General features: G+C 68.3%; 9 protein-coding genes. 8 read left to right on the forward strand and 1 reads right to left on the reverse strand.

Annotated elements, in window-relative coordinates:
• Positions 1-8: 8 nt before the first annotated feature.
• The 4 genes from QM732_RS12320 to QM732_RS12335 are packed head-to-tail and all read left to right on the forward strand — an operon-like array spanning position 9 to position 5811.
• Entirely contained in the window at positions 9-1265 is a 1257-nt protein-coding gene (locus QM732_RS12320) for a lipase family protein (RefSeq protein WP_415656424.1), read from the forward strand.
• A 12-nt stretch (positions 1266-1277) separates the two neighbouring features.
• Positions 1278-2366, forward strand: coding sequence for an LLM class flavin-dependent oxidoreductase (locus QM732_RS12325; protein ID WP_415656425.1), 1089 nt, complete (start codon positions 1278-1280; stop codon positions 2364-2366).
• A gap of 26 nt (positions 2367-2392) precedes the next feature.
• On the forward strand, positions 2393-3472 hold the full coding sequence (locus QM732_RS12330) for an LLM class flavin-dependent oxidoreductase (protein ID WP_415656426.1): 1080 nt from the start codon (positions 2393-2395) through the stop codon (positions 3470-3472).
• A gap of 17 nt (positions 3473-3489) precedes the next feature.
• Positions 3490-5811, forward strand: a complete 2322-nt coding sequence (locus QM732_RS12335) for a TonB-dependent receptor (RefSeq protein ID WP_415656427.1) — start codon at positions 3490-3492, stop codon at positions 5809-5811.
• Positions 5812-5870: 59 nt separating this feature from the next.
• Here the strand turns inward: QM732_RS12335 and QM732_RS12340 are convergent, their stop codons facing one another.
• On the reverse strand, positions 5871-7076 hold the full coding sequence (locus QM732_RS12340; RefSeq protein WP_415656428.1) for an LLM class flavin-dependent oxidoreductase: 1206 nt from the start codon (positions 7074-7076) through the stop codon (positions 5871-5873).
• A 266-nt stretch (positions 7077-7342) separates the two neighbouring features.
• On the opposite strand from QM732_RS12340, the gene QM732_RS12345 reads away from it, so the two are divergent.
• The 4 genes from QM732_RS12345 to QM732_RS12360 are packed head-to-tail and all read left to right on the forward strand — an operon-like array spanning position 7343 to position 12973.
• Positions 7343-10000: a TonB-dependent receptor gene (locus QM732_RS12345; protein WP_415656429.1), complete on the forward strand. Its 2658-nt coding sequence runs from the start codon at positions 7343-7345 to the stop codon at positions 9998-10000.
• 11 nt (positions 10001-10011) lie between these two features.
• Positions 10012-11595, forward strand: coding sequence for an ABC transporter substrate-binding protein (locus tag QM732_RS12350; protein WP_415656430.1), 1584 nt, complete (start codon positions 10012-10014; stop codon positions 11593-11595).
• Positions 11596-11641: 46 nt separating this feature from the next.
• Positions 11642-12226, forward strand: a complete 585-nt coding sequence (locus tag QM732_RS12355) for an NAD(P)H-dependent oxidoreductase (RefSeq protein ID WP_415656431.1) — start codon at positions 11642-11644, stop codon at positions 12224-12226.
• Positions 12227-12268: 42 nt separating this feature from the next.
• Positions 12269-12973, forward strand: a complete 705-nt coding sequence (locus QM732_RS12360) for a class II aldolase/adducin family protein (RefSeq protein ID WP_415656432.1) — start codon at positions 12269-12271, stop codon at positions 12971-12973.
• Positions 12974-13080 lie beyond the last annotated feature (107 nt).

The raw sequence follows: 13080 nt of genomic DNA on the forward strand, positions 1-13080 counted from the left end.
GACCTCCCATGCGACTCTCCTCATTCCTGCACGCGCTGCTGAGCGCCGCCCTGGCCAGCGCCGCGCTGGCAGTCACCGCCCAGACAAGAGCCCCCCAACCTGACCCGGCCCAGGGCGACGGCCGCCTGTCGGACTTCTACCGCTGGGCCGAAGCCGTGCCCGCCACACCTGGCCAACTGCTACGCAGCGAGCCGCTGCCCGCACAGTTGGGCCTGTCCGAGGCCGCACGGCAGACGCGCATCCTCTACAGCTCCACCAGCGGCTTTGACAGCAAGACGCCCATCATCGTCTCCGGCGCCGTGTTCATCCCCAAGGGCACCCCACCGGCCGGGGGCTGGCCGGTCCTGGCCTGGGGCCACGGCACGGTGGGCCTGGCCGACATCTGCGCCCCATCATGGGCCGGCCGATCTCTGCGCGACGTGCGCTACCTGAACCGCTGGCTGAAGGAAGGCTTCGCCATCGTCGCCAGCGATTACGAGGGCCTGGGCGTGGCCGGACCGCACCCGCTCATCAACGTACCCATGCTGGCCTTCGGCATCCTGGACAGTGCGCGCGCCGCGATCCGCAGCGTGCCTGGCCTGGCCAACAAGGTGCTGCTGGTGGGCCAGTCCCAAGGCGGCATCGGCGTGTTCGCCGCGGCGGCCTACCAAACCCGCTACGCCCCTGATCTGGGTGTGAAAGGCACGGTCGCCACCGGTGTCATCTACCGCGATCCCAAGGCCACGCCCATCCCGCTGCAATCCGACCCGAACAGGGTGGACGAATCGCTGGCCTACGGCTTCTACGGCTTCCTCGTCGACCAGCAGCACGATCCGTCGCTCAAACCCGAGGAGGTGTTCACCGAGCAGGGCCTCGCGCTGCTGAACCAGGCTCGCGTGGCCTGCCTGTCGACACTGGCCTCCGATGTGGTGGGCAACGGCCTCACCATCGCCAACAGCCGCCTGGCTGAGCCCGGACCCGGCTACAAGCGCTACCAGGCCGGAGCGGCCGAGCGCAGTGCGCGCTACAGCCAGTACCCGACGCTGGCAATTCCCCACCCGGTCTTCATCGGCACCGGCGCCAACGACGTGACGCCTTCGGCCATCAGCCAGCTCGCGTTGATGCGCGACGCCTGCGCGGCCGGCACCACCGTGGAGGGGCACCTCTACGCGGGCCTGGGCCACAGCGCGACGGTGAACGCCTCGCTGCGCGACTCGGTGCCCTTCGCCAAGAAGGTCATCAACGACCAACCCGTGGCGCCCGTGTGCGCACCCAGCCTGCAGTAAAGGAGACCTCCCATGTCCATCGAATTCGTCGGGATGGTGTTCCCGCGTGCCTGGTCCGAGACACAGGGCGGCGAGCGCCGACCCGGTTTCGACCTCGACTTCCTGCGCTTCCACGCCCGCGCCCACGAGCAGGCCGGCTTTGACCGCGTGCTGATCGCCAGCGGGCCGGGCAGCCCTGACAGCCTGCACATCGCCGCCTACCTGGCCCAGCACACCGAGCGGCTGGGTTTCATGGTGGCGCACCGTCCCGGATTGGTAGCCCCCACGCTGGCGGCACGCAGCTTCGCAACGCTGGACCATCTCAGCGGCGGTGGCCGGCTGCGGCTGCATGCCATTACCGGCATCACGGCCGAGCCGCAGGAGGGCGACACGCTGGTCGACAAGTCCGAGCGCTACGCCCGCACCGCCGAGTACCTGCAGATCGTGCGCCAGACCTGGACGGCCACCGAACCCTTCAGCTTCGAGGGCCGCTACTTCAGCGTGAAGGACTCTGTTTCGCCGATCAAGCCGGTGCGCCCCGGCTCCATCGAGATCTCATTCGGCGGCGCGTCGGACGCGGCCTATGGCGTGGGCGTACGCCACGCCGACCTGTACGCGATCTGGGGCGAACCACTGGCAGACGCCAGGCAGCAGATCGCGCGCATCCGCGCCTCGGCCGCCGAGGCCGGCGTGGCTGCCCCCCGCATCAGCCTGTCGGTGCGGCTGATCCTGGGCGCCACCGAGGAGCAAGCCTGGGAACGCGCGCACGGCATCCTCGCCAAGATCCAGCAGAACCCGCAGTTCCAGCCCGGCGGTCCTCGCCACGGCCGGCAAAAGGCCGTGGCCTCCGAACGGCTGCTGGCCGCCGCGGCCCGCGGCGACCGCCATGACCGTGCGCTGTGGATGCCAACCGCCACGGCCGTAGGCGCCTACGGCGACACCACGGCGCTGGTGGGCACACCCGACACCGTGGCCCAGGCACTGCTGGACTACGTGGACCTGGGCGTGAGCACTTTCCTCAACCGTGGCTACGACCCGCTCTACGACACCGTGGACTACGGCCGATGGGTCATCCCCGCCGTGCGCGCCGAAGCGCAGCGCCGCGCACGCACCGCCGCCTGACGCCCCCTCAACGCAAGGAGATTCACATGCCTATCGAATTCGTCGGCGGACTGTTTCCGCGCAACCAGCTCGCCCAGCGTGCTGCCAATGCGTCGCCGCGGCTGGACCTGGACTACCTGCGCGACCTCGCCCGCGCCCACGAACATGCAGGCTTCGACCGCGTGCTGATCGCTAACGGCGGTGGCGACCCGCTGTTCCTGGCTGCCCACGCCGCCGCGCATACCGAGCGGCTGGGCTTCATGATCGCGCACCGGCCCGGCCTGGTACCTCCCACCGTGGCGGCCCGGGCATTCGCCACACTGGACCAGACCACCGGCGGCCGCATCCGGCTGCACACCATCACCGGCCACGCCCCGGAGCCTGGCCACGGAGAGTTCCTGCTCGACAAAGCCGAACGCTACGCCCGGGCCGGCGAGTACCTGGAAATCGTCAGGCGCACCTGGACCTCGGACCAGCCCTTCGACTACGAGGGGCGCTTCTACCGCATCGAAGGCGGGTTCTCGCCGGTCAAGCCGCTGCAGCAGCCGCACGTACCGATCTCGCTGGGCGGATCATCCGACGGCGCCTACCAGGTGGCCGTGCAGCACACCGACCTTTATGCGCTGTGGGCCGAGAGCCTGGAGGACACGTCAGCGCGCATCCGCAAGCTGCACGAGGTGGCCGCAGCTGCGGGCAAGCCCGCGCCGCGCGTGAGCCTGTCTGTGCGCCTCATCATCGGCGCCACCGAGGAACTGGCGTGGAAGAAGGCCCGCGATATCGAGGCCGCGCTGAAGGCCGGAACGGCCACGCGAGGCCGCATCGAGCAGCAGGGACTCAGCGGCGGTGCCGAGCGTCAGTTGGCGCTGGCCGCCAAGGGCGAGGTGCACGACAAGGCACTGTTTCTGGGTACCTCCACGGCCATAGGCGGGGGAACCGACAGTACCTCGCTGGTGGGCACCCCCGACACCATCGTCGAAGCGCTGCTGGCCTACCACGACATCGGCGTGACGACTTTCCTGAGCCGCGGCTACGACCCGCTCTACGACGCCATCGACTACGGCTACCAAATCATCCCCGCCGTGCGCGAAGAGGTTCGCCGCCGCGAGCAGCAGCGCCAGGCCGCCTGAACAGAAAGCGACCCCTCATGTTCAAAGACACTCCCATCGCCCGTGCTGCCGCACTGGCCATCGCATCCGGCGGCCTGCTGGGCACCCCCCATGCCTTCGCCCAGGAGGGCGGCGCGCTGGCCGAGCGGGCCGAGCCGACCGCCCCGAACGCGCTGGAGCGCGTGACGGTCACCTCGCAGTTCCGCGTACAAGACATCCAGCTGGTGCCAATCGCCGTCACGGCCATCGACACCAAGTCGGCCGCCGACCAGGGCCTGCGCCTGCACGACCTGTTCAAGTTCGTGCCCAACGCCGCGGCCCAGAACCCCGACAACGAAGCCCGCCCACGCATCTACATCCGCGGCATCGGCACCGGCGACGTCAGCGCGTCCACCGTGCTGCCAGTGGGCGTCTATGCCGACGGCGTCTACCTGAACTCGCCCACCGCCTACGGCGGCGGGCTATTCGACCTTGAGCGCGTCGAGGTGCTCCGCGGCCCGCAGGGCACGCTGTACGGCAAGAACACCACTGCCGGCGCCATCAACTTCATCTCACGCAAGCCGGAGTTCAAGCCCGCCAGCGCAGAGGCCACCGTGGGCTTCGGCAGCAACGGGCAGCGCACTTTCCAGGGCGCCTGGGGCGGTGTCGTCGCCGGCGACTGGCTGGCTGCGCGCGTGGCCTTCAACTCCGACCAGCGCGATGGCTTCAACACCAACACCTGGACAGGCAAGCAGGAAGGCGGCGTCGACAACACCGGCTATCGCGTGCAACTGCTGGCCCGCCCGTCTGACAGCTTCGATGCACTGCTGAAGCTGCATACGCGCAAGCTGGGCGACATCGGTAGCAACGGCTCGCTGGTTCTCGGGACCTACTACCCAGGCACGCCCGCGCAGTACACACGACCCGACGGCCGCATCACCGAGGGCCGCATCGCCAACACACAAGTCATCAAGACCGAGGGCGCCTCGCTGACGCTGAACCAGAAAATCGGACAGCATGTCCTGACGTCCATCACGGCCCATGACGTCACGGACAGCAACGCTCTGGGCGGCGGGGGCACGGCACCCTACGAGACCGAGATCCGCTCCAAGACCGACAACGCCTGGCGGCAGACAACGCAGGAGTTCCGCCTGACATCGCCCAAGGATGAGCGCCTGCGCTGGATCGCCGGCTATCACTATTTCCGCGAGCACCTCGGCAGCGATGCCGTAGCGGCGCGCTACCAGGCAGCGTTGGTCAACCTGCCGACCGGTGCACCGGCCGCGCAGTCGGCGGCGAACCCGGCCTACCGCAGCACCAACTACGTCCACAACAACACCAGCCACGCCGTGTTCGGCAGCGTCAGCTACGACGTCAGCGACGACCTCAGCATCACCGGCGGCCTGCGCTGGACACAGGAGAAGAAGGACCTGGACATCCGGCTGCTGCAGTACAACCTGGCGAACTTCAATACCGGCAACTTCTGGGAACTCACCTCGCTGGTGAACCCGGGTACGCCGGCCACGAACTCGGGCTCGCGCCAGCTCGCCTCGACGTGGAAGAACTGGACCTGGGACCTCACGCCCGAGTACCAGTTCAGCAGCACGCTGCGCAGCTACCTGCGGCTGGCCCGTGGCTTCCGCTCAGGCGCCTTCAACGTAGGCATCGGCAGCAACCTGGACACGGCGACCTCCGTGAAGCCCGAGTACGTGGACAGCGTCGAGGCCGGCCTGAAGTCCGAATGGCTGGGTGGGCGCCTGGTCGTCAACGCCAACGTCTTCCACTACAACTACACCGACATCCAGACCAACCTGCTGACACCGGTGGCTGGTGGGGGCGTGGTCAGCGCGCTAGCCAACGGCCCCAAGGCCAAGGTGGACGGGGCCGAGCTGGAGCTGGATGCACGGCCTGCGCCCGACTGGCGGCTGCACTACTCGCTGGCGCTGCTGAACGGCCGCTACACCGACTTCGTCAACCGCAACCCGCTGACTCAGGTGGTGTCCAGCGACTCGACCGGCAACCGCCTGGTGCGCTCGCCCCGGGTCACGACGGCGCTGGGCCTCGACCATACATTCCGGCTGGGTGGCGGTGGCCGGCTCATCGCCGGCGCAGACGTGAACTACCGCGGCAAGGAGTACTTCACCGTCGACCGCCAGACTGACGCGGACAAGCCGCTGGCCAACGAGGCCTTCACGCTGGTCAACCTGCGACTGGTCTACGTTGCGCCCAGCCAGCGCGTACGCGTCACAGGCTATGTGAACAACGCCACCGACAAGCTCTACCAGGTGCATGGGCGTCCCAACGGCACGGGCGTTGGCAACTACGTCGTCACCTACGGCAACCCGCGCACGTACGGCGTATCGGCAAGCACCACGTTCTGACACGCCAGCAACGATGAGCCCCGGCACTTGCGCAGTGCCGGGGCTGCTGCCTTGCGGGGTCAGGGTGCGGCGTAGCCCGGCAACGTGGCAGCCAGCTCGGCGTGCACCGGATCGGCCTCGTCGAAGGCCGGCAGCTCGAAGCCGTGCTCCAGGTCGTCCTTCAGCAGCGGCAGCAACGTCCGCGCGATGCGCTGGGCCTCCGGCACCAGCGGCCAGCCCGACAGGATGAAAGCCTCCGTGCCCTGGTCGTGGAACTCCCGGATGCGCTCGGCCACCTGCTCGGTGCTGCCGACGATCCATGTACCGGCCCAGGGATGCAGGATGTCGAAGCCGAACGGGCTGGGGCCCACCCACACGTTGGGGTAGACCTCCAGGTCGCGCAAGTCGGGCAGCTTTCCAGCACGCAGCGCTGCAAGGCGCTTGTGCACCAGTGGGTCGTCGCTGTGCACCTCCTCGTCAAGCCCCTTGGGGCCGAGCTGGCGTGAGGCCAGGCGCACGGCGGTGGCGTGCGATGTCTGGTCGAGGATCCATTGCGCATGCGCCCAGGCCTCCTCCTCGGTGTCGCGCACGATGATCTGCAACCGGGTGCCGAAACGCAGCTTGCGGCCGTGCGCGGCGGCGCGCTCGCCGACCTTGCGGAACTTCTCGCCCAGCCGTGGCGGTGCATCGGCAAAGCTCAGGTACCAGTCCAGCAGCTTGGCGGAATGCTCGACGCCCGGCGCCGAGGTGCCAGCGCCCCACAGTGGCATGGTGGGCGTCTGCGTGGGTGGCAACGGGCCGCGCAGCGGCACCACCGCACGTGGCGCGATCTGGATGTACTTGCCCTGGTAGCCGTCGTTGGAGCCGGCGTACAGCTGCTGGAAGGCGTCCCAGAACTCATAGCTGTAGTCGTAGCGCTCATCGTGCGGGATGGGCATGCCCATGCTCTTGAGCCCCGCGTCGTTGCCATTGACGACGTTGAAGACCAGTCGCCCGTTGCTGAAGCGGTCCACGGTGAGTGCCATCTGCGCGAGCTTGGCAGGTGTGATCAGGCCCGGATGCTGGGCCGTCAGGAATCGCATGCGCTCGGTGATGGGCGCAAGCGTCGCGGTCAGCGTCAGCGACTCGTGCTGATCGGTAGCCAGCAGTGCGCCCCAGAAGCCCAGGCGGTCGATGTTGCGGGCCTGAGCCTGCAACTGGCCGAGGTCGTTCAGCCAGGCGTGCTGCGCCTCCCACGGCACGGGGCCGTCGGGGCTGCTGATGTACCAAAGAATCTTGATTCCCATGGGGTTCCTTCTCGATAGGAGTAACAACCCCAGCACCGGTGCAAGACACATGCCGGGGCCAAGACCCTTTATTCATCGGGGTTACCGAGCGACTTCGCCACAGCGGCGCGCAAGCCTGCGCAGCGCTGGCCACAGGCCAGCAGCGGGGTGCGCAGAAGCCAGCACGACAGTCATCGAAGTGGCCCGCAGAGGCCGTTTGTGCGGCCGCAACTGCTGGCATGAATGCTGCAAAGACAGGGGCCACCCCATTCACTTCCACCGCCCCCATGCAGTCCGCACATCGCCGCATCCGCTCCACCTCCCCTCGCCTGGCCGCCGTGGGCATCGCCTGCGGGATGCTGTGCGCGGGCGCGGCCCTGGCCCAGTCGGCGGACACGGCGACCGCCACCACCCAGACCGACGACGCTGCTGCGGACGCGGCCGTCGGCGGTGGCGTACAGCGCATCGAGGCCGTCAGCGTCAGCGGCCGGCGCAAGAGCTCCACGCTGCCAGGCCGCCCGAGCGGTTCGGTGGATGGCCTCGCCGCCGCCGTCGTCGACACGCCGCGCGCGGTGTCGCAGATCAGCGAGGAGCAGTTGCAGCGCGAGCCCATCCGCAACGCGGACGATCTGGTGCGCTATGCGCCCGGCATCACGCGCAACGGCGGACAGAACGTCTCCATCGCACCGCTGATCCGCGGCCAGGCCTCGGAGCTGTTCCAGGACGGCCAGCGCACCTACAACGTCCGTCACCCGTTCAACACCAATGCTTTCGAAGGCGTGGACATCGTGGCCGGTCCGCCGTCGCAGGTGTTCGGTGCAAGCAGTCGCAGCGGCGGCTACGCCAACTACCTGGCCAAGAAACCGGACTTCGCGCAGCAGCGCACGACGATCAGTGGCAGCGTGGGCAGCTGGGACTCGAGACGCCTGACGCTGGACAGCACCGGCCCGCTGGGTGACACCCTGGCCTATCGCGTGAGCCTCACTCCGCAGCGCGCCGACGACTACTACGACGGCGTGCGCAACAACTACAACGCCGCCTACGGCGCACTGGCCTGGAAGCCCAGCGAGCGGGTGCGCATCGACTGGAACGCGGCGCTGGACGACTACTACGACTTCAACGTCATCCACGGCTGGAACCGCGCGACGCAGCAGCTCGTCGACTCGGGTCAGTACTGGGGCGGCCGCGCCACGCCCATCATTGCGCAGACGGTGGGCAGCACCACCAGCTACTACTCGCCCGTCTATGCCTCCGGCGCCTACAACAGCGCCATCACCGGCTGGGTGAAGCGCACGCCCAACGCAAGCAACCAGTACATCGCCGGGCCGCTGCTGAGCGGCGCTGAGTTGCCCTCCTTCCTGAGCGGCAACACCAGCCCCGGCACTGTGCGCGGCTGGGTCTACGACCCAAGCACGCCGGGGAACGGCCTGGTTTCGCTGTCGCGCTCCGATTTCTCACGGCCTGACGACAAGAACACCGCCCGACGCATCACCTCGCAGTTGCGCGCCGTCGTCGAGCTGGCGCCCGAGTGGAGCCTTGCCAACAGCACGCTGTTCCAGTACTCGAAGGACACCGGCGACTCCGTGGGCAGCTTCTTCTCGCAGTTCAGCGACCACCTCGCCGACAACCGGCTGGAGCTGCGCGGACATCACCGTTTCAACCTCGGCGGCGTGGGCGTGGACGTGCAGAGCAACACCGGCGGCACCTACCGCCGCGAGAGCTACCAGACGCTGGCAGCCAACAACAGCTTCTTCACCTCGCCGTACGACCTCACCGTGAGCGGCGCGCTGAAGACGCCGGCCACCATCTACGGACTGGCCACGCCGGCCGGCTCGGGCTCCTGGATTGGCACGGCAGGCGTCCCGCAGCTGACCGCGTTCGGCTACCTGAACCTGCCCAAGATGTATGCGGTGGACGGCGGCCTGTACGCTGAACCTGGTGGCTCTGCCACCGTCGGCGGCGCCACCTACACCTCCCGCGGCGACTGGACCAGCCGCACCGTCTTCACCCAGATCAACACGCTGCTGGACGGTCGATACGGCATCAACCTGGGTCTGAGCGCCACGCGCGTCAACGCCCACATCGAGAACCCGTTGGCCGTCACGACCGCGCAGGTCGCCAGCGACGACTACGCCGCCTGGCTGCCTGCCGCGCAGGTCAACCTGCTGTGGAAACCCACTGAGCAGAGCACCGTCTACGCCACCGTGGATCGCTCCTACGCACTCAACACCGGCGGCTTCGCCGACGTGCTGACCTGGGGCAGCAACAACAAGCTCAACCCGCTGGCGTTCCGCAGCCTGTCCAACCTGCGCGAAGTGGGCGCCAAGTCCGAGCTGATTCCGGGCAGGCTGTTCGCTTCACTGGCCTGGTACAAGGCCGAGCGCGACCTCTCGCCGGCGCCAGACGGCTCCATTGCGCGACTGCGCGTGCAGGGGAGCGAAGCTTCGCTGCGTGCGCAGTTGTCCAACCAGTGGTCGGCCGGCGCCAACGCGAGCGTGATTCGCGCCCGCTACGACTATGTCTCCTTCGGCTCCGGCGGATTCTTCTCGCCCTGGGGCTTCGTAGCCGACAACGCCACGGTCTTCGGCGACGGCAACGTGCTGAACAAGCGCCCCGCGCCCGGCGCAGTCACGGCCCCCGGCATTCCCAAGTATTCAGCCAGCGGTTTCGTGGACTACCAGTTCGACGGCGGCTGGGGAACACAGCTGGCCGGCTGGTGGACCAGCAGCTGGTTCACCAGCATCACCCAGACGGCCAGGGTCCCCGCCGAACACGCCTTCGACTGGACCCTGTACTACCGCCAGCCCGGCTGGGAGCTGTCGCTGACGGTGCGCAACCTGACCAACGAGCGCAACTACAGCGCGGGCCTCACCGGCACGACCAACGAGTTCCTCGTGCCCAGCCCGGCGCGCAGCGCGCAGCTCGGCTTCGCCTACCACTTCTGATGACGCCCGCCATGAACGAACACGACCTCTCGCGACGCCGCTGGCTGGCACAGACCATCGCGATGGGCGGCTGGTCCGGCATCGGTGCGCTGGGGCTGGCCGGCTGCAGCCCGCACGAAACGGCTTCCGGTAGCTCCACCGCCGCCAGCGCGCCACTGGCGCAGTCGCCGCGGCGCGGCGGCCGGCTGCGCCTGGGCGTGGTCGACGGCAGCCAGGCCGGCAACCTCGATGCGCACAAGCCGGCTGCTGGCGCCTCCACGCTGCGCGGCTTCGCCCTCTACAGCAAGCTGTGGGAATGGAGCTCAGACATGGCCCCGGACCTGGCACTGGCCGAGTCCGCAGAAGTCAGCCCCGACGCGACGAGCTGGACGATCCGCCTGCGTCCCGGCCTTGAGTTCCACCACGGCAAGACCATCAGCGCTGACGACGTGATCTTCTCGATCCGTCGCCTGACCGACCCGCAGCTTGCCTCCCCCTACGCCGGTCTGGTGGCCGTCGTCGACCGTGACGGGCTGAAGAAGCTCGACGAACGCACGGTGCGCGTCACCTTCCGCGACGGGCGCGGCTACGTGCCACTGGCGGACACCTGGGTCAACTTCGGCGGCATCGTGCCCACCGACTACGACCCGATCACGAACCCCGTGGGTGCCGGCCCGTTCAAGCTCAAGGAGTTCGTGCCCGGCCAGCGCTCGCTGTTCACTCGCTTTGAGAACTACTTCAAGCCCGGCCGCCCCTACCCTGACGAGCTGGAGATCATCGACTTCAAGGACCAGACCTCGCGGCTGCAGGCTCTGCAGAACGGCCAGGTGGACGTGGTGAATGCCATCTCGCCCGAGCAGCTTCCGCTGTTGCAACAGGCCACCGGGCTGCGCGTGGTGGTCTCCGAGACCAACTACTGGCAGTCCTTCGACATGAACGTCGAGCTCGCTCCTTTTGACGATGTGCGCGTGCGCCAGGCCTTCCGGCTGATCGCCAACCGCCAGGAGCTGGTGGACCGGGCGCTCAACGGCCAGGGGCGCATCGCCAACGATCTCTACGCGCCTCAGGACCCTACCTTCGACCACGGCATCCCGCAGCGGCAACAAGACCTGGTCCAGGCACGCGCGCTGCTGAAGGCTGCCGGCCACGAGAACCTGCAGGTGGAACTGGTGACCACCGCTGCCGGCGCGCGCCCCGCGCTGGTGTTCGCGGAACAGGCCAAGCAGGCCGGTGTGCGTATCAACGTCAAGCAGGTCGACGCCGCCACGTTCGCGGGACCGCTGCGCGGCAGCTGGCCCATCAGCACGGGCGGCTCGCTAGGACACGGCTGGCTGACCTCGGCGCTGCACGCCGACGGGCCGCATGCCGTCGTCAACAAGACGCGCTTCCGCGACCCACGCTTCGTCGAGCTGGTGACGGCGGCGATGCAGCAGCCCGACGCTGCCAAGCGTGCGCCGCTGGTGCACGAGGCCCAGCGCATCCAGTGGGAGCGCGGCAGCCTGCTGATCTGGGGTTTCGCCAACACGCTGGATGCAGCCTCCAGCCGCGTGGGCGGCCTCGAGCCGGAGCACACCCATTTTCCGACGTGGCGCTTCGACAAGCTCTGGCTGGCCTGAGCCCGCGCCACACCCGATTCCAAGCTCACCCGAGAAAGAACCCGCCATGCACCGCATCGTCGCCCTCAGCGGCTCCCTGAGCCGCCCGTCCCGAACCCGCGCCCTTGTCCATGCCATCGCAGACGCCCTCGCCCAGGGCCACGCGCCGCGCAACGCGCAGGTGGACCTTATCGACATCGCCGAGATCGCCCCCGCGCTGGCCGCCGTCACCGGCTTCGACAACATCCCTGACGTCGTCCGCGACGCGCAGGAGCTGCTCGCTCGCGCCGACGTCATCGTGCTCGGCTCGCCCGTCTACAAGGGCTCGTACAGCGGCCTTTTCAAGCACTTCATCGACCTGCTGGACCCGGCATGGCTGCGCGGCAAGGTGGCCGTGCTGGCCGCCACCGGCGGCAGCGACAGGCATGCATTGGTACTCGAGCATCAGTGGCGGCCGCTGGCTAGCTTCCTGGAGCTGCACACCGTGCCGGCAGGCGTGTTCGTGCGCGATAGCGAGTTCGAGAACTACCAGCTCGGCGCCGACCGCACGGCCAGCCACGAGCGCATCGCCTTGGCCGCCGCACAGGCCCGCACCCTACTGGGCTGGCCGACGCAGCCCGCGGCTGAGGCGCCGATCGCGCTGGCAGCCTGAGCAACCCACCCCGCCCCCCAATCCGCCTCTCAAAGGATCATCATGTCCGCCCCCACGCTCAGCCCTTCCGCCCAGGAGTTCGTCCAGCAGGTCACGCAGCAGGCCGCCGTCATCTTCGACGCGTACCGCGAGACCGGCACCATCACCGCCAACGGCACCGTCGGTTTCATCGAGCGCATTCCCGGCGAGGACAAGCTCGTCTCCGTGAACTACCCCGGTCCGTTTGACAAGCACAAGCCGCTGACGGCAAGCGTCACCGGCCTGGACGGAACCGTCTATGCAGGCCGCGGCCAGGCGCGTTACACCAAGTTGTTTGTCGAGCACCCGGAGATCACCACGGTCTCGCACGTGCACTCGCCCTATCTGGGCGCCTGGGCACAGACGCACCGCACGCTACCGATCCGCTACGTGCCGGTGCAGCGCTACAAGCTGTTCCGCGAACTGCCGGTCTACATCGACCGCCGCCAGCCCGAGGTGGAGTTCATCCTCGACCGCTTGCGCGAGAACCGCCACACCTCCGCCATTCTGGAAGCCAACGGCGGCTCCACCGTGTGGGGCACCGGTGGCCTGCGCAACACGGCCGAGTTCATCCTGCTGCTGGAAGAAGGCGCGCGCATCCAGCTGCTGGCCGAGTCCATCGGCGGCTCGCGCGACCTGGGCCCGGGCGTACTGGCCCAGCAATGGAAGATGGGACAGCTCTACGAGCGCGCCCGCGAACTGCACCTGCTGCCAGCCACCGATCTCTGACCCGGCTGCGGTGCCTTAGGGAAAACATCGCATAAGCATGCTGCCTAAGCTTCGTTCGCGCCTGCAGACCGCCTCCATAGCATGTCGCTTTGCCGTTTCCCGGGCGA

It is taken from the genome of Roseateles sp. (assembly GCF_047654805.1).
Lineage (GTDB): Bacteria > Pseudomonadota > Gammaproteobacteria > Burkholderiales > Burkholderiaceae_C > Pelomonas.

Bases quoted from the DNA above. Each gene is read 5' to 3' on its own strand.
- QM732_RS12360 (WP_415656432.1), top strand. From the start codon at position 12,269: ATGTCCGCCCCCACGCTCAGCCCTTCCGCCCAGGAGTTCGTCCAGCAG.
- QM732_RS12350 (WP_415656430.1), top strand. From the start codon at position 10,012: ATGAACGAACACGACCTCTCGCGACGCCGCTGGCTGGCACAGACCATC.
- QM732_RS12325 (WP_415656425.1), top strand. From the start codon at position 1,278: ATGTCCATCGAATTCGTCGGGATGGTGTTCCCGCGTGCCTGGTCCGAG.
- QM732_RS12345 (WP_415656429.1), top strand. From the start codon at position 7,343: ATGCAGTCCGCACATCGCCGCATCCGCTCCACCTCCCCTCGCCTGGCC.
- QM732_RS12355 (WP_415656431.1), top strand. From the start codon at position 11,642: ATGCACCGCATCGTCGCCCTCAGCGGCTCCCTGAGCCGCCCGTCCCGA.
- QM732_RS12320 (WP_415656424.1), top strand. From the start codon at position 9: ATGCGACTCTCCTCATTCCTGCACGCGCTGCTGAGCGCCGCCCTGGCC.
- QM732_RS12330 (WP_415656426.1), top strand. From the start codon at position 2,393: ATGCCTATCGAATTCGTCGGCGGACTGTTTCCGCGCAACCAGCTCGCC.
- QM732_RS12335 (WP_415656427.1), top strand. From the start codon at position 3,490: ATGTTCAAAGACACTCCCATCGCCCGTGCTGCCGCACTGGCCATCGCA.
- QM732_RS12340 (WP_415656428.1), bottom strand. From the start codon at position 7,076: ATGGGAATCAAGATTCTTTGGTACATCAGCAGCCCCGACGGCCCCGTG.